Source organism: Mesorhizobium sp. P3_A2 (genome assembly GCF_056403115.1).
The window spans coordinates 39,501-60,857 of the sequence record NZ_JBFUGC010000007.1; the positions used below are offsets into that span (position 1 = coordinate 39,501).

Sequence of the window (21,357 nt, forward strand, 5' to 3'; positions counted from 1 at the left end):
GAGACGACCATGAAATTCACGAGACGCGATGTAATCCGTACGACCGCAGGTGTTGCGGCGGGAGCCTTGGGAAGCCGCTTCGTCGGCTCGCCCGCTTTTGCCCAGGAGGGGCTGAAATACAAGCCTGAGGACGGCGCGAAGCTGCGGCTGCTTCGCTGGTCGCCTTTCGTCTCGGGCGATGAGACTCAATGGCTGGCCAACACCAAGCGGTTCACCGAGGCGACAGGTGTCGAGGTTCGCGTCGACAAGGAAAGCTGGGAGGACATTCGCCCCAAGGCGGCGGTTGCCGCCAATGTCGGCTCCGGCCCGGACCTCATGCTCGTCTGGTTCGACGACCCGCACCAGTATCCCGACAAGCTGCACGACGTGACGGAATTGGGTGAGTATCTGGGTTCGAAATACGGCGGCTGGCACGACGGGCCCAAGCAATATGCGACACGGGACGGCAAATTTATCGGCCTGCCTCTGGCCACGATCGGCAATGCCATCGTCTATCGCGAAAGCTGGGTGAAGGAGGCTGGCTTCTCGGAGTTTCCGAAGGACACGGCAGGCTTCCTCGAGCTTTGCAAGGCGTTGCAGGCAAAGGGACATCCGGCCGGCTTCACACACGGTCACGGCGTCGGCGACGGCAACAACTACGCTCACTGGCTGTTGTGGAGTCATGGCGGCCAGATGGTCGACGAGAGCGGCAAGGTGGTCATCAACAGCCCCGAGACGCTAAAGGCGATCGAGTACGCGCAAGCGCTCTACAAGACCTTCATTCCCGGGACTGAGAGCTGGCTCGACGTGAACAACAACCGTGCCTTCCTGGCCGGCGAACTGGGTGTCATCGCCAACGGCATTTCGGCCTACTACACGGCCAAGACCAACAAGGACAACGATCCGAAACTGGCAGAAATCGCCAAGGACATCCGCACGACCAACCTGCCTATCGGTCCTGTGGGAAAATCCGTCGAACTGTTCCAGGTGACAACGGCCGTCATCTTCAACTACACGCCCTACCCCAATGCGGCCAAGGCCTACCTGCAGTTCATGTTCGAGGATCCGCAAATGACGGACTGGATCACCTCCTCGGCCGGCTATTGCTGCCAGACGCTCAAGGCCTTCGACAGCAACCCTGTGTGGACCGCCGACCCGAACAATGCCGCTTACGCGAAAGCCTCGGCGACGCTGCGTCCCAACGGCTTTGCCGGGCCGCTCGGCTACGCCTCGGCGGCGACCATGGCCGACTATGTCCTGGTTGACATGTTTGCCAAGGCCGTAACCGGCCAGGCGACGCCGCAGGAGGCGATGGAAGAGGCGGAGAAGCGCGCCAACCGCTACTACCGCGTCTGAGAGCACAACCGAGCCGGGCAGCCGCCATCGGCCTGCCCGGCCCGGTTCCTGAAATCGCTTGGCGGCCGCCCGGACCGACCAAGGAGACCTCCTGAGGAAGCCGTCCATGGCAGTGCCGTCTGTTGCCGCCCAGCCGCGTCCGTCGATCTTTTCGCGCCTGTCCGAAAGCCGCAATGCCCTTGGCTTCGGCTTCATGCTGCCGGCCGCGGCGCTGCTCCTGGTTTTCTTGACCTATCCGCTCGGGCTCGGCGTCTGGCTCGGCTTCACCGACGCCCGCATCGGCCGCCCTGGCATCTTCATCGGCACCGAGAACTACCAATATCTGTGGAATGACAACGTCTTCTGGCTCTCCGTCTTCAACACCTTGCTCTACACGATCAGCGCCTCGATCCTGAAGTTCGTGCTCGGCCTCTGGCTGGCTCTTATCCTCAACGAAAACCTGCCATTCAAATCGTTCTTCCGCGCGATAGTCCTGCTGCCATGGGTGGTGCCGACCGTCCTGTCGGCCATCGCCTTCTGGTGGATCTACGATTCGCAGTTCTCCATCCTGTCCTGGGCGCTGCAGCAGATGGGGCTGATCGACCATCGCATCAATTTCCTCGGCGATCCGACAAACGCGCGAGCCTCGGTCATCGCTGCCAATGTCTGGCGCGGTATTCCTTTCGTCGCCATCACACTGCTTGCCGGCCTGCAGACGATCCCGCAGTCGCTTTACGAGGCCGCCACGCTCGACGGCGCCACGCGCTGGCAATTGTTTCGCTATGTGACTTTGCCGCTGCTGACGCCGATCATCGCCATCACCATGACGTTCTCGGTGCTGTTCACCTTCACCGATTTCCAGCTGATCTATGTGCTGACCCGTGGTGGGCCAGTGAATGCCACGCATCTGATGGCGACATTGTCCTTCCAGCGCGGCATTTCCGGCGGCCAGCTTGGCGAGGGCGCGGCAATCGCGGTTGCCATGATCCCGTTCCTGCTGGCGGCGATCCTGTTCAGCTATTTCGGCCTGCAACGCCGCAAATGGCAGCAGGGAGGAAGAGACTGATGGTCATGACCAAGACAGCCACGACCAAGACGACGCAACGTTCGAACATCGACGAAGGCGGCATGGGCTACCTGCAAAGCGTGCCGCGGCGCGTGGTGACGGTCTATCTGCCGTTGCTGGTGTTCATGATCGTGCTGCTGTTTCCGTTTTACTGGATGACGATCACGGCGGTTAAGCCCAATCTCGAAATGACCGACTATGCCCAGTTCAATCCGTTCTGGGTGGTCCATCCGACACTCGAGCACATCCGCTATCTCTTGTTCGAGACATCCTATCCGGGCTGGCTGCTCAACACGATCATCATCTCGACCGCCGCTACGTTCCTGTCGCTGCTGGCGTCGATCTTCGCTGCCTATGCGATCGAGCGGCTGCGATTTTCCGGGGCGCGGCAGGTCGGCCTCGCCATCTTCCTCGCCTATCTCGTACCGCCCTCGATCCTGTTCATTCCGCTGTCGGTGATGGTGTTCAACCTTGGACTTTACGACACGCCCTTCGCACTCATCCTTACCTACCCGACCTTCCTGGTCCCCTTCTGCACATGGCTTTTGATGGGCTACTTCCGCTCCATCCCGTTCGAGCTGGAAGAATGCGCGCTGATAGACGGGGCGAGCCGGTGGCAGATTCTCACCAAGATCGTGCTGCCGCTGTCGGTGCCCGGCCTGATCTCAGCCGGCATATTCGCGTTCACCCTGTCATGGAACGAATTCATCTATGCCTTGACGTTCATCCAGTCGTCCGAAAACAAGACGGTACCGGTGGGCGTGCTGACGGAGCTTGTGCGCTCCGACGTCTACGAATGGGGGGCGCTGATGGCGGGCGCGCTGATCGGCTCGCTGCCGGTCGTCGTGCTCTATTCATTCTTCGTCGAGCACTATGTTTCCTCGATGACCGGCGCGGTGAAGGAATAACGCGCCGGGGTCCATTGGCAGGTAAGCCGATGCGTTAGATGGCACGGATGATGCCGCCGTCGACGCGGATGTTCTGGCCGGTGATGTAGCCGGCGCCTTCCGAAGCAAGGAAGGCGATGGTGGCGGCAATTTCCTCCGAGGTGCCGTAGCGCTGCATCGGTACGCTGTCGCGGCGCTCCTCGGTGGCCGGCAGGCTGTCGATCCAGCCGGGCAGCACGTTGTTCATGCGCACATTGTCGGCGGCGTAGGTGTTGGCGAAGATCTTGGTGTAGGCGGCAAGGCCGGCGCGGAACACGGCGGACGTCGGGAACATCGGACTCGGCTCAACCACCCAGGCTGTCGAGATGTTGATGATGGCGCCGGCCTTCTGCTTGACCATCTGCGGCGCCACGATGCGCACCGGCCGGATGACGTTGAGCAAATAGACGTCCATACCGGTGTGCCACTGCTCGTCTGATATTTCGAGGATCGGCGCGCGCGGCCCGTGGCCGCCGCTGTTGACCAGCACGTCGATGCGGCCGTAGCGCTCGAGCGTCAGGTCGGCGAGCCGCTGCAGATCGTCATTCGACTGGTTGGAGCCGGTCACGCCGAGGCCGCCAAGTTCCTTAGCCAGCGCCTCGCCCTTGCCTGAGGACGACATGATCGCAACCTTGAAACCGTCCGCCGCCAGGCGCTTGGCCGCTGCCGCGCCCATGCCGCTGCCACCGGCAACGACAACTGCCACTTTTTCTACACTCATGTTGATTTCCCTTGCGTGGGTTGGCGGGACTCGGAAAGCCCATGTTTCCGACGTTCGAGCAATGCTATAACCGGTTTTCCCCTCTGGTTCGAACCAGAAAGCCTGAAATCAAGCTGTAGAAAAACTACTGTATGCCCGAAGCCTTTCTGAGCCTGCCGCCGTTGAATGCGCTGCGCGCCTTCGAGGCCGCCGCGCGCCACCTCAACTTCCGCATCGCCGCGGAGGAACTGAACGTGACGCAAGGGGCGGTGGCGCAGCATATACGCGGGCTGGAAGCCGATCTCGGCGCAAAACTGTTCGAGCGGCTGCCGCGCGGCCTGGCGCTGACCGACGAAGGCCGCGCCTATGTGCCCAACATCCGCCGCGCCTTCGACCTGATCTCGGAGGCCACCTTGCTGTTGCGGCCCGAACCCGCGCGGCTGACGATCAGCGTGACGCCGAGCTTTGCCACCAAATGGCTGATCCCGAAACTGCCGGAGTTCGTGGCGCACAATCCGCTGGTCGACCTCAGGATTCTGGCCAGCGAAAGCCTGTCGAGTTTCCAGGCCGACGGCGTCGACATTGCGGTCAGGCAAGGCCGCCCGCCCTTCGGCGCCGGACTGATTGTGGACCTGTTGTTCCCACAGCAGATCGTCGCCATCTGCAGCCCTTCCCTGCTGCCGACCGGCGCGAATGAGATCGCGCGGACCGATATTCAGCATCACGTGCTGCTGCACGACGCGCACAATCTGTGGCCGGAGTTCATGGAGAATGCGCTCGGCCTGAAGATGGCCACTGAGGCTAAGCGCATGCGCTTCAACCAGACCGGCCTGGCGATCGACGCCGCCATCGCCGGCCAGGGCATCGCGCTGGCCAGCCGGTTTCTCGTCGCCGCCGACATCGCCGCCGGCCGGCTGGTGCAGCCGATCCACGCGGAGATGCGCGGCACGCAGGATTTCTATGTCGTGATGCCGCGCAAGCAGCGCCACCCCGAACCGACTCAAGCCGTGCGGCAATGGCTGCTGGATGAGGGAGATGTTTTGCCGCCTCCGCTGTGAGCGCCGCACACCGAGCGCCCCAGCGTTCAGCCTCTGCGCGCAATGTCAGTCGCCACCGCCTTAGCCTCGCGTCCAATTTCCCGGAGCAGGCCGGTGACCGGATTATAGAAGCCAACGAGATAGAGGCCGAGTTGCGAGGAGCGGGCGTTGACGCCGCTGCGCTCCGGTTGCAGCTCCGCCGGAATGAATTTCTCGTAGCCCGGGCGGTAGCCGGTGGCGAGGATGACGGCGTCGAACGCTTGCTGCCTGCCGTCGGTGAACACAGCGCCGTGTTCGGTGAAGCGCGCTATGTCGGGCGCGATCTTGATCGCGCCTTTGGTAATCGCGTCCACCGTGCCGACATCGATCACCGGGATGCGGCCAACCTCGTCGATCTGCTGCAAGATGCCTTGCTTGGGCCGAACGATGCCGTACTTTCCGAGCTTGCCCAGGGCGAAATCGAGAATGATCGGGAACATCCAGTCGTTCAGCGCCTGCGGCATTGGCCGACTGGCGATGCCGACCATCTGAATCGGCACGCCGAACAGCTGGCGCGGCACGATATGGACGCCCTTGCGCACCGAAATGGTGGGCTTGGCGCCACCTTCGGCAAGGTCCAGTGCGATCTCGGCGCCGGTGTTGCCCATGCCGACGATCAGCACCGAGCGGCCGGCAAAGGGCGCGGCCTCGGTATAGTCGGCGCTGTGCAGAACGTTGCCCTTGAAGGCCTCGATGGCGGGGAGCCGAGGGATGATCGGCTCGGCATTGTTGCCGCTGGCGACGACGACATGACGCGCCATCAGGGTTTTCGATCCCGTCTCGACCAGAAAACCACTGTCGCCGCGACGAATGGCTTTCACCGTCACGCCGAAGCGCGGGCGGAGGTCGAATTTATCGGTGTAGTCGTCGAGGTAACGGACCACCAGTTCGCGTGGCACGTAGCGCGGATAGTCCCTGGGAAATGGCAGGAACGGCAGCGAGGAGAACGACTTGACCGTATGCAGATGCAGCCGCCGATAGTGACGCCGCCAGGCGGGTGCCACCTCCGCGGCCTTTTCGAGGATAACGAAATCCACCCCTGCCCGCTTCAGGCAGGCGCCGACCGCTAGACCGGCGGGGCCGGCACCGACAATCACGACAGTCGTGTCCAAGCGATTCTCCTCCCGCCGGGGCTGGCTGAGGTTATGCGCAGAGGCGCAGGCGGGACAAGTCACCCTTTGCGCAGCATCCCGGCCTTGGCCAGCGTCTCCATGCCATCGCAGAGATGTTTCTTCAGCACGCGCACGGCTTCCGCCGCATCGCGCTTGCGGCAGGCGGCGAGCAGTTCGCGGTGTTCGGCCTGCGAGACGCCGCGATAGTCGAGGCTGGACAGGAGCATGCGGACATAACGGTCGGCGGCATTGTGGTGCGCCTCGATCAGGCCGAGCAGCCGGGCGTTGCCGCAGGCGCTGTAGAGCGCCAGATGGAAGGTCCGGTTCAGCACACCCCAACGGGCGACATCGGGCTCGGCGTCGATGCGGGCGAGCACCTGCGCGGCTTCGTCGAGCTTTTCACTGCCAAGCTTTGGGACAGACAGGTTGAGCGCCTCGCTTTCAAGCAGGTCGCGCAACGCAAAAATCTCCCTGATCTCGGTGGCGTCCATACGGGCGACATGCGCGCCCTTGGTCGGGTGTATCTGGACGATTCCTTCGGCCTCGAGCTGGCGCAACGCGTCGCGGATCGGCATGCGGCTGAAGCCGAAGCGCAGCGCAAGATCGTCCTGGCGCAGCGCCGTGCCGTCCGCCAAGCTGCCGTCGGCGATCGCCTCGCGCAGCACATTGGCGACCTGTTCGGCCACCGTCTGCGGCCGCTGCACTTGGGCAAATCCACCCATACGATCCCCTCCTGCTAACTGCTTCAGCGGCTCCTGCCGCCAACGTCCTGGGCGCTGCCCTTCATCCGCCTGCCGGCGCTAGACGTCCGAGCGCCAGGCCATTGGCATTTCACCCGTACGCGCACACTCCCAGATTGTGACGGAGAGAAGGCCAAAGCTCCTGTCCCGGCGCTCCTCCCCGGTTCTTCGTGGGAGGTAAACGGCAACGCCGACCACAACGACCACCTTACACAACAAACATCAGCTTGCGCGAATATATGGGGAGGAGATCGTGCCGCAAACCGCTTCCGCCACTGGCAGGCAGGGCTGAGGCCACAGCGATTTGCGGGATGGAAGGATAAGCTGGTGACGCATGATGATAGCGTCACCCGGGGACGTCAATCGATGTAGCCGGGGCATTGCGAAGAGGACGCTAGCGTTGCGCCCTAGCCGAGATGCTCGGCGCGCAGCTTCTTCTTCATCTGCTCAAGGGCAACCTCCCCGCCTGCGGCCAGTTCGTCGGCGATCCTGGCCAGCTCGTTATCGGCGTTGCGGTATTTGCTGCCCCAGGCGCCGAGCGTCGCCAGCACGGGCAGCAGGTCGATGCCGGCCTCGGTCAGCCGGTAGATCGCCTTGAGCTTGTGGGTGGGGTCGTCGCTTTTGGTGACAATGCCCTCATCCTGCAAGGTCTGCAGCCTCTCGGCCAGCGTGCGCGACGAGATACCCTCGTCGGATAGCAGGAACTCCCGGAAGTGCGTCTTCCCGGCGAAAACCATGTCGCGGACGATCAGCAGCGTCCAGCGGTCGCCAAGCAGTTCGAGCGAGAGGCTGATGGGGCAACCGGATCTTTCTCTGGTCGACATTTCTATGGTTCCATTTTTAAATCACTTTACTATTGACACCATTTTCCTCTTGCGTCAATGATTTCAAAAGTAAACCACTTTCCACCTGGACGCCACTTAGGTCGAATGAGGAGAACGACGATGAGAAAGCTGATCCTGCAAATGCAGATGTCGGTCGACGGTTTTGTCGGTGCGGCCGGCGACGAGCACTGGCAGCTCTGGGAATGGGGCGGCAATTCACCGTGGGACGACGAATTGAAGCACGATTTCAACGCCGCGTTCGCCGGCATCGACACCATCCTGCTCAGCCGCAAGATGGCCGAAGAGGGTTACCTCACCCATTGGGGCAATGCGGCGAAAAACTATCCGCGCGATCCCTTCTACGCCTTTGCGCAACGCATCGTCGAGGCACGCAAGGTGGTGCTGAGCGACAAGCTCGCGGCATCCCGGTGGGAGCGCACGACGCTTGCCAGCGGCGACCTGCCGCGTGAAGTCAAGGCGCTGAAAGCCGAGGGCGGCGGCGACATGGCGGTGTTCGGCGGTGCCGGCTTTGCCTCGGCGCTGATTGCGGCGGGGCTGGTCGATGAGTTCCAGCTGTTCATCAATCCGGCGGCGCTCGGCGACGGCGAGCGGATATTTGATCAGGGCGGCTTCAGAAAACTGCGCCTCGTCGGCTCGAAAGCCTATGCCTGTGGCATGGTGGTGAACCGTTACGCCCCGGCTTGATCTGATTCAACGATTGAATCGGTGAACCGCTGCAACTCCTTGTTTTCAAGAGAATTCCGGGCGAGACCCGCTGGGAGCTTTCCTGGAACTGCTCTAGAAATTGATCTCGACCGAAGCAGCGCTGCGCTTCGCGGGGCCGTGGAACACCGCCTCGATGTTGTTGCCGTCGGGGTCGAGCAAGAAGGCGGCGTAGTAGCCGGGATGGTAGGGCCGCTCGCCCGGCGCGCCATTGTCGGTGCCGCCGACAGCCAAGCCCGCCTTGTAGAAAGCATCGACCATGGCGTTGTCCCTGGCCTGGAACGCCAAATGATGGCGCCCGGTCAGTTGCCCCCTCGCCGCCCGGCTGTCGAGGCTGGAGATAAACAATTCGTCGGCCCAGAAATAGTCCTCGGCCTCGCCGCCGATCGGAACACCGAGCACCTTGAACACCGCTTCGTAGAAGCGCCGGCTCGCCTTGAGGTCCCTGACCACCAGCTGGATATGGTCGATGAGGCGGCCGCGATGCAACTCCATGAGCGATATCTCCTGTTTGAAGATCGCAAACTATAGTCGAGAAGCGCCTCGTCAATTCGGCATGGCATTTTTGTTGCATCGCGACCTGATCCTGTCAGACGGCTTTGCCCCGCGCCGCCTGCTTTCACGACATCCGGATGGACTTCCGCGCAAACCGGATAAAAAATGCAACCGGATTGTCGGATTCGAAATCCCACCAACGTCCTTCGGACGCAAGCGGCGCAACGGAGCTGGAAAAAGTCGTGCCGCATCGAACCGATTTCGGGAGAAGACCATGAACAAATTCCTATCGTTGGGTCATCGTCGCGGCGGGCGCGTTGATGACCTGTGTTGCGCTCGGCGCGATGTTTTCGCTGGCGATCTTTCTCGAGCCGATGGCGCTCGACACCAACTGGTCGCGCACCGGTATTTCGAGCGCCATGACGCTGAACTTTCTGGTGATGGGCGCCGGCGGCTTTGCCTGGGGCGCCATCTATGATCGCGTCGGCGCCCGCCCCGTCGTCTTTGCCGGCGCGATGCTGCTTGGCCTTTCGCTGGTGGTGGCGAGCCGGGCGACGTCACTGCTGGTCTTCCAGCTGAGCTACGGCGTCATCGTCGGGCTGGCGGCCAGCGCCTTCTTCGCGCCGATGATCGCGTTGACCACCGCCTGGTTCGACACCCACCGCAGCCTTGCCGTGTCGCTGGTCTCCGCCGGCATGGGCGTGGCGCCGATGACCATCTCGCCCTTCGCGCGCTGGCTGATCACGGCCTATGACTGGCGCACCGCGATGTTCGACATCGGCATCATGGCCTGGGTGCTTTTGCTGCCGGCCGTTTTCCTGGTGCGACAGCCGTCGGTGGCGGTCGCGGCAGCGGATGGCAGTGCGCCGGCACCTGCCGCCGATCCCGGAATGAGCGTCGGCCAAGCGTTGCGTTCGCCGCAATTCCTGGTGCTGGGCATGACCTTCTTCGCCTGCTGCGCGGCGCATTCCGGGCCGATCTTCCACATGGTGAGCTATGCCATGTCGTGCGGCGTAGCGCCCATGGCCGCCGTGTCGATCTACAGCGTCGAGGGCCTTGCCGGCCTTGGCGGGCGCGTGCTCTACGGCGTGCTCGGCGACAGGCTGGGCGCCAAGCCGGTGCTGATCGTGGGCCTCGCCATCCAGGCGGTGGTGATCGCCGCCTACCTCGCCGTCGGCAATCTCGAACAGTTCTATCTCCTGGCCACCATCTTCGGCGCCACCTATGGCGGCGTCATGCCGCTCTATGCCGTGCTGGCGCGCGACTATTTCGGGCCGCGCATCATCGGTACGGTGCTTGGCGCCGCCACCCTGCTGTCCAGCCTCGGCATGTCGTTCGGGCCGCTCGCCGGCGGCATGATCTTCGACGCCTATGCCAGCTATTCCTGGCTGTTCATCGGCTCGGCGCTAGTTGGCCTGGGTGCCGCTGGCATCGCCATCGCCTTCCCGCCGCAGCCCGGCCGGGAGCGGCTGCAGCCGGCTTGAAGTCCCCGGTTTCTGCCCTGGCAGCGCGGGAATCTGTTTGCCCCATGCATGCGATTATGAAAGGCTTCTGGCCGAAGATACCGCACGCCGGCCAGGCCGGCGTGCTTCCTTGCCAAGTCTGTTCACGGAGGCAGTTGCAGTGGGCCTGGAAGCCGAGGACGCGAGAGGCTGGTCGACCCTGTTGGGGGCCGCGGAGAAAGGCGACATCGAGACCCTCCGCGCCGAGCTGGCGGCGGGAGCTGACATCAACCAGACGGATGAAGGCGGCTGGTCGGCGTTGCATCTGGCGGCCCACAACGCCCGCGGCCCGGTGCTCGAAGCGCTGATTTCGCATCCGCAGATCGACGTGAATTCCAGGAACAAATGGAAGAGCACGCCGCTCAGCCTCGCCGCGGCCAAGGGACACCACGCCGCCGTAACGGCGCTGATCAAGCACCCCGACATCGATATCGACGCGCGCGCCGACTACTATGGCCGGACGGCGCTGATCGAGGCGGCAAGGACCGGGCATCTGGAGATCGTAAAGCTGCTCGTCGAACACGGCGCCGATGTCAATGCGGCCGACAAGACCGGCCGCAATAGCGCGCTCATCGAGGCGATCAAGGGGCGGCACTATGATGTGGTGCAATATCTGCTGGAAACGAGGAAGGTGAACTTCCTCAACAAGGACATGCGGCTCAATGCCTTGATCTGGGCCGGCAGCACCCGCAATGCCGACCTCATCGAGACGCTGGAAGCAGCAATCCACGCGTTCTTCGACGGCAAGTAAGCGCGGCAGATCGCTCCGCCACATTCCTCCCAGCGCGACAGATCACGGCCTAGGTCGGCGACAACGCGATCCCTTCGACTGCCAGGATGCGTGTCCTGGCGCTGCGAAAGCGGATCTCCTTCAAACGCTCGTATTCCGGCGAGTCATACCAGGCCGAAAGCGATGCCATGTCGGGAAATTCGATGATGACGAGGCGGTGCGGGTGCCAGTCGCCCTCGAACACCTTGGTCGCGCCGCCGCGCGCGAGATAGCGGCCGCCGTAGCGCTCCTCGGTGGCCGGAACCTCACGCCTGTATTGATCGAATACGGCCGCGTCGGTGACATCGACATCGGCAATAAGATAGGCCGCCATCCCATGTGTCCTCCCTGTTTGCCAATCGTCCCTTCTCAAATTGCCTTGCACATCATCAGCAATGGCATCGGCGCCCGCCGAAGTCGTCGAAATCTGCTGATGCGGCAATCATATTAGTATCAAATCATATTAAGCGCATCCGAGGAGACGGCTTGGTGAATCAAGCTATCAGGCGCCGCCGGCCTCCACCGTCCGTGCGACCACCCAACGATGCTTGCCGATCTTGCGGGCGCGCTGAAAACCTTGGCGTTCAAACATCGCCAGCGTGCCATTGTGCAGGAAGGCGCCAGCGACCGAGCGCCCCTCCGCGTCTTCGGGATAGCTTTCCACAGTGCCGCCGCCGAGGCGGGCGATCTCGGCGAGCGCGCCGGCAAGTGCTGCCGCAGCCACCCCCTTGCCGCGATAGGCCTTGTCGGAGAAGAAGCAGGTGATGCGCCAGTCCGGTAGGCTCGTCAGCCCTTCCTCATAGGCGCGCCGGTGCTTTATGCGCGGCAGCTCCTGCGTCGGGCCGAACTGGCACCAGCCCACACACGCCGCGCCGTCGAAAACGAGCGCCGCATGTGCATGGCCCTCGCGGACCCGGGCCTCCTTCTCAGCGCGGTTCCCGGCAGCGCCGACGCCTTTGGCGTGGAAGGCCATGCACCAGCAGCCGCCCCAGACGCCATTGTGCCGTTCGACCAGGGCGGCGAAATGCGGCCAGGTGCTTTCGTCGAGGGGTTTTGCGCTGAAGCTCATCGTGACCTCGTGAGCGACGAAGAATAACCGATCTGGAAAAACTTTGAAGCAAGGCGGCGGAGGCTGCGATCTCTTCCTGTCGGAACAACGGCAGCAACCGACATAAGTCGTACAGGTTTCTCCCCATCCAGCACATCCGGCGAGGTCACGACAATTCGATTCAAATGGGGCTGTGGATGTTTGCTTTCGGGTAAAGCGAGTCGCACATGGTCGGCGCACGGCGGGCAATAAGGAGAAGCTAATGAAAAGCGACTTTGCCGCCGCCCGGCTGCATCTGGAGCGGGCCGGCCACTATCTGCGCGGCGACGATGAAACGAGCAGCGAGGTCCTTGCGGCGCTCGACCTGTTGATCGAGGCGATCGTTGCGGCCCAGTACACACGGCCGGTGGCGGAGGTGGTGGATTTTCCACGGTCGGCAAGGCTGCGGTAGTCCCACGAAGAGGCCGCTTCGGGTAGGAGCGGCCTCGGCATGCCATCGGCTGACAAGCCGGCAATCGCCCGTCTTTGATCGCGTTCGACGGGGGGCTCGCCGTTAGCACGTTGATAAGCATTTGGTAATAAACACAGACAATGAAATACAGGCTCGATCCCGCGCATAGGACGCCGGTATCCGCGGCGGATTCGTGTCATGCGCATTAGAAGCCAGATCATCCTCAGCATGGTGAGCGCCGCGGCCTTGATCGGGCTGGTCGGCGGCGTCGCCATCTTCACGCAGATCGCGGCGGCCAAATATCTGGGACTGACCGAAGCGACAAATGTCGCGCGTGAACTGGCCGATACCATTGTCTTCAAGCCGTCCGACGGGACGCCTTCGCTGTTCGAGCGGCCTGACGCACTCAAGCAATTCATGGAGCACCAGCATCGCCGCATGCGTCGGGACTTCCTGATCCTCGATCGCAACAAGATTGTCGTCGCCCATGCCGCCGACGAAGAGCACAAGATCGGCGAAAAGTTCGAACACGATCCCGGTAATGAAATTGGCCAGACGCTGGAAGACGGCGTCCCGCGCAAATTCGTCGACCCGGAGGAAGTCAACGCCATACTCGCGGTGCCGATCGAATATCCCGAGGATACGATCATCGGCGCCGTGCTGCTGGAATATGATCCCGTCCTGCATGCCGCCGAACAGCGCACCAACGCCATGCTCTGGCTGGTCGGGCTCAGCGCGGCGGCCGCCATGCTGATCGCGGCCGGATTTGCATGGATGCTGCTCAGCCGTTTCGGCGCCGGCCTTTCCGACATGATGCGAGGCATGCAATCGCTGGCAAAAGGCGATGCCATGACGCGCATAGATCACACCCGCAAGGATGAGTTCGGGCAGTTGGCGCTTGGCTTCAACACGATGGCCGACCAGCTTGCCTCCGCAAAGGCTCACATCGAGGATATCGTCGAGACGGCGGCCGAAGGCATTGCCGTGCTGGACGCCGATGGCCGCGTCGCCAGCGTCAATCCGGCGGCGGCGACGATGATCGGACGGCGCGCCGACAAGATCGTCGGGCAGGATTGGGCCTCGGTGATGACAATGCGTGATTCGAGAGGTGGTGAGTTCGCCGGCGGCGCGTCGCCTGTCGAGCAGGCCTTGGCCACCGGCCGCCAGCACCAGCGCGAGGTGCGCTTGACCAAATCCGATGGATCTGATCTGCCGGTTATCGCCAGCTGCAGCCCACTCAGCCGATCCGACGGCGGTCTGGTCCTCACCCTCAACGACATCAGCGAGTTGCGCCGCGCCGAAGGGGTCGTCAACGAGCGTGCCGATCAGCTGGCGGTGCTTAACCGCGAACTGCACGAGAAGTCGGAAACCACCACCCGCCTGGTCAAACTTGGCGAGCTGCTGCAGGCCTGCGTGACCTTCCCCGAGGCTTTTTCAGTGGTCGGGACGGCCATGACCGAGTTCCTCGGCGGCTTGAGCGGAACCGTGCATTTGACCAGCGCCTCGCGCAATCTGGTCGAGGAGATGGCGCATTGGGGCGACGTCCGGTCGAGCGCCACGCAATTTGCGCCGGAAGACTGCTGGGCGCTGCGGCGCGGCCAGGAGCATGTCGCCGGCCCGGGCATGCTGACGCCGCGCTGCGCCCATATCACCGAGAATGGCAAGAAGGGCTACGTCTGCATGCCGCTGGCGGCGCAAGGCGAGACGCTCGGCATCCTGCATCTGTGCGAACCGAACGCAGCCGAGAAGCCGCAGTGGCTGGCTGAAAGGCAGCAGATCCTGCGCGGCGTCGTCGACACGCTGGCATTGGCGCTGGCCAATCTGCGCCTGCGTGAGACGTTGCGGCAGCAATCGATCCGCGATCCGAACACCGGCCTGTTCAACCGGCGCTATCTCGAGGAAACGAGCAGCCGCGAACTGCGCCGGATGGAGCGCTCGGCCCAGCCGCTGACGATCCTCATGCTGGACGTCGATCATTTCAAACAGTTCAACGACACGTTCGGTCACGAAGCCGGCGACCTCGTGCTGAAACAAGTCGCCGCCACATTGATCGAGCACGCGCGCGAAAGCGACGTGGTGTCGCGCTACGGCGGGGAGGAATTCGCCATCGTCATGCCGGGATGCTCGCTCGAGGAAGGCGCCGAGCGAGCGGAAGCACTGCGCCAGGCAATCAGGCAGCTTCACCTGACGCATCGCGGCCGCACGCTGGGCACCGTGACGGTCTCGTTCGGTGTCGCCGCCTACCCCGAGCATGGGTCGGGTTGGGCAGAAATCACCAATGCCGCCGACCACGCGCTCTACGCTGCCAAAGGCGAAGGACGCGACCGCGTCGTCGTCGCCAAGAGCGGAGCTCCCAGCGAGCGGCCCGCGATCCAGCTGGTATCGGCCGCCGCGAAAGCGGGTGTGGACAACAAGAGCTAACTGGCGGTCCCGAGCTGCGATCAGCGCTGCCGATTTACCGTCTCTCGCCGTCAAGCGTGGCCATCAGGGCCATTGGAGCCGTGCCAGGCTGGCGAATGACGCTCGGCAATTCGGAAATCGCCTTCCTCGAAATATCTGGCCTTCAGCCATGTGGTCGACGGTCCGCTCCGGTAGCGGCTGTCGGCGCGCTTCGAGATGATGCCCTCAAGCCCCATCTTGTCGATGGCGCGAAGGATCGCCAGCGCATCGCCGTCGAAATGCTCGCTGTACCGGATCTTGCCGGCGCCAGGCTCAACCAGTTGCCACAGCGCGTGCTTGCGCTGCAGCAGGGGCAAGGGGGCAAGATTGCGACCATCGAGATGGAGGATGTCGAACGCCACGAACACCAGCCGGCTCGGCTCATTCCAGATCGCGGCTTCCAGCGCAGGGTAATCGGGAGCGCCCTGCCCACCGGCTACAATGACCTCGCCGTCGAGAATGGCAGCCCTGCATGGCAGCTCGACTGCCAACGCGATGGGCCAGTATTTTGCCGTCCAGTCATGGCCGTTCTTACTGAAAAGACGCACGCCGCCTTGATCGATGATGAGCTGCGTCCTGTAGCCGTCGAACTTGACCTCGTGAACCCATCCCTCATCTTCGGGCGGTTGCTTGACCAGAGTCGGGATCTGCGGCGGAATGAACTCCAGCCGGCGGCCGCTGACCTTGCTACGCTTACTCAAGACGGACACCTTTGACCGCGTAGCGGGGGGCGTTGTCGGCACAGGCAGCGACACCCCAGCTATCTGGACGTCTGCCGCCTGTGCCGAGCCCCCGCCGGACGATCGCGAACATCTACGGACGAGGCCGGAATGTCGTTAGCTTCGCATCCAGATACTTGTCCTGGCGTACATATCTCGCCCTCCGTGCGGCGCTCTCGCACCGACTGGCCGATGCTGCCCAGGATTGCCGCTGGCTCATGCGGTCGCTTGGCCAAATTCGGGCGACCCAGTTAAGGTCTGTTGGTCTTCAGGCCTGAAGACCAACAGACCTTAGTCCATCAACAGCACCAGGGCGGGATGCAGCTTCTTCAGGTTCGGCAGTGATTTCGATTGCCAGGGTATGTCGGGCGTTCCACGCACGACGAGTCGAACATCGGGATGCTTGCGTACCTCGATGGTAAATTTCGCCAGCAGGTTGATGCCGGAAGAGTTGAGAAAGTGAAGGTCCTTCAGATTGAGTGTAATGGAAGCGGGGTTTGAGGCAAGAACACTGGTCGCCAAAGCCGTGATGGGCGCACCGGCCTCGGCACTGGCAAGCCGCATTGCGCCGTCGAAGAAGATATCGCTTCCTTCGTTCCACACGCGGTAGTCGTCTGTCTTGATTTCCATGACCTGGCTTCGTTTCTTCTAGTTGTGCGTTTGCGAGATCGGGATGGAAGCATAGGTTTCCAGGCAAATCCGATCGCTTTCGTCGGCGGAGCTGAATATCCAGGCCAGGCGTGCGCCATAGTCGCTCATCAACGTCAGCAATCCGAGTCCGGAGCGTGACACGTCGGGGCTCGCGGCATTCGCTTCAATTCGCTGTATCAGCAGGTCTCTGGGGTCGCCAACCGTGATGTCCGCCAGGAGGTTTCTGAACTCCGAGGCGTTTTTACCATCGACGTCATTCGACACCTTGAGCCTGAAGCACTCCGAGTCCATCGACGCCTCGATCACGATCTCGCCCGGTGCGCGAAACTTGACGGCGTTCTCGATTAACTCGTTGACCAGATATCCGATGCTGTGCCGCACTTCGATGTAGTCATTGCGGGACGACCGGAAGCGCAACGCGAAAAGATCGGCGATGAAGTCCGAGGTGGTGGCACAATGACGCCAACTCAAGTCGAGAGGTCCGTCGAACAGCCGAACGCGACTGACGCTCTCCTTCATCCCGATTGCAATGTCAGGGGTCCCGAACAGCGTTGTCATTGCTATGTGTGCCTTATGATCACGAGGGTGATGTCGTCATGGATCTTCTGGACTCCGATATGGGCCATCAGATCCTCGATGATCCCGGTCTTGATGTCCTCGGCGCTCCCGCCGTAACGTTTTTTTGCGCTCTGGCAGAGGCGCTCGAACCCGAATAGCCTTTTGTCCTGATCCTCCGCCTCGGTCACGCCGTCGGTGTGCAGCACGATCACGTCGCCACTCTCGAACTGGATGTCACGCGTGTCGATGAACTTCGAGATGTCATTCTCCAGACCAACCGGCATACCCAGATCAAGCGTATCGATGCGTTCGACCTCCCCGTGCGCACGCACGACGAGAACGTCCTCATGCTGGCCGGATAGCGTTACCCGCTCGTCCTCGAAGTCAAGAAAGGCCAGCGAGAGATGCTTGCCGGTGTCCGTCCGCTCGATGTTCTTGTAGATCGCTCTGTTCAGCCGGTCCAGAAACTGGTGCGGATCCGCTTCGTCGGTCTCCTGCAGCGCGCGTGCAACGGATTGGACCATCAGCATCAGCACGCCGCTCTCGAGACCATGACCGGTCACGTCGCCGATGCCAATCTTGATCCGTGATCCGTTCTGCAGGACGTCGTAATAGTCACCGCCGACCTCGTCGGCCGGCCGCATGTAGGCTGCGATCTCCAGCCCCGGAATCGCTTCGAGTTCGAATGGTTTCGGCAGGACCATCAACTGGATCTGCTTGGCAACCGCGAGCTCGGCGCCGAGGCGGACGTTCTCGTCCTGCAGCTTTTCGTTGAGAGCGGAGATCTCCTGATTGGCGTCGCCGAGCTCTCTGGTTCGTTCGTCGACGAGTTGCTCGAGGTTTTCCGTGTGGAAGCTGATCTGCTCGGCCATGCGGTTGAAAGCGATGCCAGCGGCTCCAACCTCGTCGCGCGTCGGAATGCTGACGCGGACTGAATAGTCCTTGGTCTGGAGCCGCTGGGCGGCACTGGCAAGCGCCCTGAGGCCCGCGGTGATCCGCTTCGAAATTCCGAGCACGGCCGCGAAAACAATCAGAAGCGAAACGATGATCGCACCGATCTGAAAGAGCAGGATACGATTGGTTGCGCGCGAAATGCTCTTCTGCGCGGCAAACAGGGACGCGTAGATCTCCCGTTCGGGAACGACGATCCCGACCGACATCGTTTCGGACTTGATCGGTCCCGAACTCCACAGATTGGTCGGCTTCAGTCGCTTGAGGACAACAATGTAGGGTACGCGTTCGCCCTTGTTGTCGAGCATGATATGCTGAATGACACCGTCATTGTTCTGGCCAAGAGGCAGCGACGCGATCGCCGGCTGCGTACTTCCCCGCAGGGACCGCTCCAGGCCGGTGACGCCCTGCGTGCCCGCGTCGCTTGATGAAGTCAGGCCGATGATCGCCTGGCCCGACGGATTGATCGCCACCACATTGCCAGTCGACATGGTGAGGAAGCCGAACCCGGTTTCAGCGATCTTCACCCTTTCGACGACTTCCGCGAGCTGATCGAGAGTGATGTCTGCCCCGGCCGTACCGGCGATACCGGTGTGATCGCGCGTCCACAGCGGGTGGAAAAAGCTGACGATCAGCTTTCCCGTGATTGCATCGGTGTAAGGCGCTGTCTGGGTGATATCGTCAGGGACCGGACGCGAGGCCGGATCCCTGGCCCATTGCTGCCATGAACCATAGATTCCCGGAAAAAAGAACTCCCAGAACTCCGCCTTGTTGTGGCCTGGATAAAGCTTGTCGAAGGTCTGCGCCTGGTTCGTATACGGCACCGTCCTGAAGATCGGCCGTTCTTTTGGACCAATATAGTACATTTGCAGTTTGGACGACCCGCTGGCCATGAGAGTCGGCGCGACGAGATCGATCACGGTACTGTCATCTATTTCCTTCTGAACGCCCGGCAGCGGAGCGTGGTCGGCGCCCAGCAGGTAGCCCCAGACACTGACCACGGAAGGCGCGCCCGGCAGGTTCTGCGCCCAATCGCCCTGCGCGTCGTAGACCACCTTCACGGAGCCGGGCGCTTCATGCGAAAGCGTCGCTCCGACCTCTTGCTGCCTCGTCGGTTCGTTGATCTGGGCCTGCAGTACGCCAGCCAGCGCCTTGACGTCGCCGTGAACCCGATCGAGCAGCAGATCGACGCTCAACGCTGTCGATTCGGCATAGGAACGAATGTATTCCTGGTTTGCGGTCGTCAGGCCCTCACCGACTTCCGATGTTGCGTCGCGCGACAGCTTCTGAACGTTCCAAAGGGCCAGGCCACCGCTCAGCAGGAGGTCGAACAGGACGGCGCCGCCAACGACCAACACGAATTTCGCTCGAAAGGAGCGCAGGCCGAAGCGCGGTGTAGGCTCATTGTCGGCTTTCATTGCGGCCGTAGCCCCGATGCGACCCAGATCGGCCAACCCGCATAACCTTTGGGGTGGAGCGCAGCGAAAATGTGGTCCTCGAAACCCTGCCGGAACTGTGCGACGAACTCCGGTCCATCGCCGCGCCTGGTCGCCATATCGCCCGCATAGACATCCGCCCATGCCGCAATGACATCGGCGAAATCCTGCGGATCGCCGTCCAGGTTAGTGACCATGAAGGTCTCCACACGGATGTCTTCGAATCCTGCTTCCATCAGGTATCGCCGGCTCTTCGGCCCAAGCTCGACGTCCATCTCGAAATGCCCGAACAGCTTCGCCACCTCGTTGTAGGTCCAACGGATGCTTTCGGCGCGCGGCTCGCCGAGGCAATGCGAATTCTTCTCGTTGGTGATGTAGACCCGCCCGCCCGGCTTGCATATGCGGTAGAGTTCTTTGAGGATGAGTTCAGGCCGATTGAATATCTGAAGGGAATGCCGGCAGGTCACCAGGTCGAACTGCGCCTCGTCGAGCAGCATCTCCGACGCATCGCCATAGGTATATTCGATGCCCCGGATATCGAACTCCCGCATCACCTGTCGAGCATAGTTCAGGCTCGATATGGAGTGGTCGAGGGCGACGATCCGCGATGGCTGGAACTCCTTCTGCACGAGCACGGCGAAATCGCCGATCCCGCAACAGATGTCGGCCATGACGATCCCCTGCCTCATGCCGTGTCGCGGCAAGATTGCGCGCTCGTGGCGCCAGGTCATCTTCGTCTGTGAACGCAGGATCGGAACGAACCCGCCTTCCTCGAGGAAGCCCTGTCCCGGATAGAATTCGCTGTCATACTCCTCGACCGTGATGTTCGGCTCGATTCCGCTCAAGCGACCGAATTTTCGCGAGGTCCATCCGACGACGCTTGACGTGATGACGACGAATTTGAGATCGGGCCGAGCGCGACAGGCGTCGATGAGGATCCTCGAAAAGGCGTGAAACGCGGCGTTGTTCATCTGCGTCAGGCGTCTGACATTGACGTAGAGAACGCCGCGCACACGGCCGATCGCATCGCGGAGCAATGCTATGCTGGGCCCAAGCTCATCGATTGCCTGCGGCCGGACCACCCCGGATATGGAGAACTCCTGGTTGTTGGCGTCATATTGCGCCTTGAAGCGCGGGAGGAGGTCGTAAGGGCTCAATGTTGCAGGCCCTCAAGCGGGAGATCCACGACAAGCTTGATTGCATCACCATCGGCTTCCTCCACCCTGAGTGCCGCGATGTAGTCGACAGCCAGTTCCAGGAGCACGACCTCCCGGCTGGGCGCGACATCCCCAGACACCGAATTGAGGTATCGCTCCCTGGCCTCTGTTCCTGCGACGCGTGACACGGCTTCTTCATAGAATTGGCGCTCCTCTGGCACGCATGGGAACGTCAGTTCGATCCTGTCCGTCGCGCCGTGGCGGGACACCCTGCATGCCAGTTCACCACCGGCATGGCGCGTACGAAAGGCGACTTCCAGCAATTCATTGAGGGCAGAGGAAAAGAGATTTGAATGCCGGACCGAGTCTGATCTGTTTTGACTGATCATCCGGGCCATGTATGACGAGACATAATCGCAGTGTCTCCAGGCTGAGACGAAAGCCTTGATTTCCATGTCGATCTGGATCATGGGCGCAAAAGTCGGCTCGCCAGCCAGCTCATGATGAACAGGTCCCATAGGCATCCTCCCTTATTCCATCAGCATTGAGCCCTGGTTGGGCGATGGCCTCCGCAACGAAAATTTCGCCGCGCGCCGTGACGAGCCACTCTTGCACCGACTCGAAGAGTTGAGCGGTATCTGCCTCGATCGTTTCTACAAATCTCCACTTCACCGTTAACAAAGGGTGCAAGGTGCAAAGC

22 protein-coding genes are annotated in these 21,357 nt (G+C 62.0%); 9 read left to right on the forward strand and 13 right to left on the reverse strand.

Annotated features, from left to right (window positions below):
* The first annotated feature begins 9 nt into the window (after positions 1 to 9).
* The 3 genes from AC1DXM_RS17030 to AC1DXM_RS17040 all read left to right on the forward strand — a co-directional run bounded on the left by AC1DXM_RS17030 (position 10) and on the right by AC1DXM_RS17040 (position 3,288).
* Positions 10 to 1,335, forward strand: a complete 1,326-nt coding sequence (locus AC1DXM_RS17030) for an ABC transporter substrate-binding protein (protein WP_477234443.1) — start codon at positions 10 to 12, stop codon at positions 1,333 to 1,335.
* Positions 1,336 to 1,528: 193 nt separating this feature from the next.
* On the forward strand, positions 1,529 to 2,380 hold the full coding sequence (locus AC1DXM_RS17035; protein WP_477235014.1) for a carbohydrate ABC transporter permease: 852 nt from the start codon (positions 1,529 to 1,531) through the stop codon (positions 2,378 to 2,380).
* 5 nt (positions 2,381 to 2,385) lie between these two features.
* A complete protein-coding gene (locus AC1DXM_RS17040; protein ID WP_477234445.1) occupies positions 2,386 to 3,288 on the forward strand; it encodes a carbohydrate ABC transporter permease in 903 nt (300 codons plus the stop codon).
* 34 nt (positions 3,289 to 3,322) lie between these two features.
* On the opposite strand, the gene AC1DXM_RS17045 is transcribed toward AC1DXM_RS17040, so the two are convergent.
* Positions 3,323 to 4,027 (reverse strand): SDR family oxidoreductase, encoded by a 705-nt coding sequence (locus tag AC1DXM_RS17045; RefSeq protein ID WP_477234447.1) that lies wholly within the window; start codon positions 4,025 to 4,027, stop codon positions 3,323 to 3,325.
* A 131-nt stretch (positions 4,028 to 4,158) separates the two neighbouring features.
* On the opposite strand from AC1DXM_RS17045, the gene gcvA reads away from it, so the two are divergent.
* Positions 4,159 to 5,064: a transcriptional regulator GcvA gene (gcvA, locus tag AC1DXM_RS17050; RefSeq protein WP_477234449.1), complete on the forward strand. Its 906-nt coding sequence runs from the start codon at positions 4,159 to 4,161 to the stop codon at positions 5,062 to 5,064.
* Between the two features lie 26 nt (positions 5,065 to 5,090).
* Here gcvA and AC1DXM_RS17055 read toward each other — a convergent pair whose 3' ends face one another.
* The 3 genes from AC1DXM_RS17055 to AC1DXM_RS17065 all read right to left on the reverse strand — a co-directional run bounded on the left by AC1DXM_RS17055 (position 5,091) and on the right by AC1DXM_RS17065 (position 7,758).
* Entirely contained in the window at positions 5,091 to 6,194 is a 1,104-nt protein-coding gene (locus tag AC1DXM_RS17055; RefSeq protein WP_477234451.1) for a flavin-containing monooxygenase, read from the reverse strand.
* A 59-nt stretch (positions 6,195 to 6,253) separates the two neighbouring features.
* Positions 6,254 to 6,916, reverse strand: coding sequence for a GntR family transcriptional regulator (locus tag AC1DXM_RS17060; protein WP_477234453.1), 663 nt, complete (start codon positions 6,914 to 6,916; stop codon positions 6,254 to 6,256).
* A gap of 425 nt (positions 6,917 to 7,341) precedes the next feature.
* The gene (locus tag AC1DXM_RS17065) at positions 7,342 to 7,758 is read right to left on the reverse strand and encodes a winged helix-turn-helix transcriptional regulator (RefSeq protein ID WP_477234455.1); all 417 of its coding nucleotides are present in this window, start codon (positions 7,756 to 7,758) and stop codon (positions 7,342 to 7,344) included.
* 120 nt (positions 7,759 to 7,878) lie between these two features.
* Between AC1DXM_RS17065 and AC1DXM_RS17070 the strand changes: the two genes are divergently transcribed.
* Complete coding sequence (locus AC1DXM_RS17070; protein WP_477234457.1) at positions 7,879 to 8,463, forward strand: dihydrofolate reductase family protein; 585 nt, start codon at positions 7,879 to 7,881, stop codon at positions 8,461 to 8,463.
* 93 nt (positions 8,464 to 8,556) lie between these two features.
* Here AC1DXM_RS17070 and AC1DXM_RS17075 read toward each other — a convergent pair whose 3' ends face one another.
* The gene (locus AC1DXM_RS17075) at positions 8,557 to 8,985 is read right to left on the reverse strand and encodes a VOC family protein (RefSeq protein WP_477235016.1); all 429 of its coding nucleotides are present in this window, start codon (positions 8,983 to 8,985) and stop codon (positions 8,557 to 8,559) included.
* Positions 8,986 to 9,296: 311 nt separating this feature from the next.
* Here AC1DXM_RS17075 and AC1DXM_RS17080 point away from each other — a divergent pair, with 311 nt between their 5' ends.
* Together AC1DXM_RS17080 and AC1DXM_RS17085 are read left to right on the forward strand one after the other, a co-directional pair.
* Complete coding sequence (locus tag AC1DXM_RS17080; protein ID WP_477234459.1) at positions 9,297 to 10,460, forward strand: MFS transporter; 1,164 nt, start codon at positions 9,297 to 9,299, stop codon at positions 10,458 to 10,460.
* A gap of 139 nt (positions 10,461 to 10,599) precedes the next feature.
* A complete protein-coding gene (locus AC1DXM_RS17085) occupies positions 10,600 to 11,229 on the forward strand; it encodes an ankyrin repeat domain-containing protein (protein ID WP_477234461.1) in 630 nt (209 codons plus the stop codon).
* 49 nt (positions 11,230 to 11,278) lie between these two features.
* On the opposite strand, the gene AC1DXM_RS17090 is transcribed toward AC1DXM_RS17085, so the two are convergent.
* Positions 11,279 to 11,581, reverse strand: a complete 303-nt coding sequence (locus AC1DXM_RS17090) for a DUF1330 domain-containing protein (protein ID WP_454577306.1) — start codon at positions 11,579 to 11,581, stop codon at positions 11,279 to 11,281.
* Between the two features lie 168 nt (positions 11,582 to 11,749).
* Positions 11,750 to 12,316, reverse strand: a complete 567-nt coding sequence (locus tag AC1DXM_RS17095) for a hypothetical protein (RefSeq protein ID WP_477234464.1) — start codon at positions 12,314 to 12,316, stop codon at positions 11,750 to 11,752.
* Positions 12,317 to 12,557: 241 nt separating this feature from the next.
* Here AC1DXM_RS17095 and AC1DXM_RS17100 point away from each other — a divergent pair, with 241 nt between their 5' ends.
* Together AC1DXM_RS17100 and AC1DXM_RS17105 are read left to right on the forward strand one after the other, a co-directional pair.
* A complete protein-coding gene (locus AC1DXM_RS17100; protein WP_477234466.1) occupies positions 12,558 to 12,746 on the forward strand; it encodes a hypothetical protein in 189 nt (62 codons plus the stop codon).
* A 198-nt stretch (positions 12,747 to 12,944) separates the two neighbouring features.
* Positions 12,945 to 15,167: a sensor domain-containing diguanylate cyclase gene (locus AC1DXM_RS17105; protein ID WP_477234468.1), complete on the forward strand. Its 2,223-nt coding sequence runs from the start codon at positions 12,945 to 12,947 to the stop codon at positions 15,165 to 15,167.
* A gap of 50 nt (positions 15,168 to 15,217) precedes the next feature.
* Here AC1DXM_RS17105 and AC1DXM_RS17110 read toward each other — a convergent pair whose 3' ends face one another.
* From AC1DXM_RS17110 to AC1DXM_RS17135, 6 genes are all read right to left on the reverse strand, one after another.
* Positions 15,218 to 15,886 (reverse strand): ATP-dependent DNA ligase, encoded by a 669-nt coding sequence (locus AC1DXM_RS17110; protein WP_477234470.1) that lies wholly within the window; start codon positions 15,884 to 15,886, stop codon positions 15,218 to 15,220.
* Between the two features lie 309 nt (positions 15,887 to 16,195).
* On the reverse strand, positions 16,196 to 16,534 hold the full coding sequence (locus AC1DXM_RS17115) for a slr1659 superfamily regulator (RefSeq protein ID WP_477234472.1): 339 nt from the start codon (positions 16,532 to 16,534) through the stop codon (positions 16,196 to 16,198).
* 18 nt (positions 16,535 to 16,552) lie between these two features.
* Positions 16,553 to 17,113 (reverse strand): slr1658 superfamily regulator, encoded by a 561-nt coding sequence (locus AC1DXM_RS17120; protein ID WP_477234474.1) that lies wholly within the window; start codon positions 17,111 to 17,113, stop codon positions 16,553 to 16,555.
* A gap of 2 nt (positions 17,114 to 17,115) precedes the next feature.
* On the reverse strand, positions 17,116 to 19,482 hold the full coding sequence (locus AC1DXM_RS17125; RefSeq protein WP_477234476.1) for a SpoIIE family protein phosphatase: 2,367 nt from the start codon (positions 19,480 to 19,482) through the stop codon (positions 17,116 to 17,118).
* Positions 19,479 to 20,657, reverse strand: coding sequence for a methyltransferase domain-containing protein (locus AC1DXM_RS17130; protein ID WP_477234478.1), 1,179 nt, complete (start codon positions 20,655 to 20,657; stop codon positions 19,479 to 19,481). Before AC1DXM_RS17130 ends, AC1DXM_RS17125 begins: the two co-directional genes overlap by 4 nt.
* Entirely contained in the window at positions 20,654 to 21,175 is a 522-nt protein-coding gene (locus tag AC1DXM_RS17135; RefSeq protein ID WP_477234480.1) for a ubiquinone biosynthesis methyltransferase UbiE, read from the reverse strand. Before AC1DXM_RS17135 ends, AC1DXM_RS17130 begins: the two co-directional genes overlap by 4 nt.
* Positions 21,176 to 21,357 lie beyond the last annotated feature (182 nt).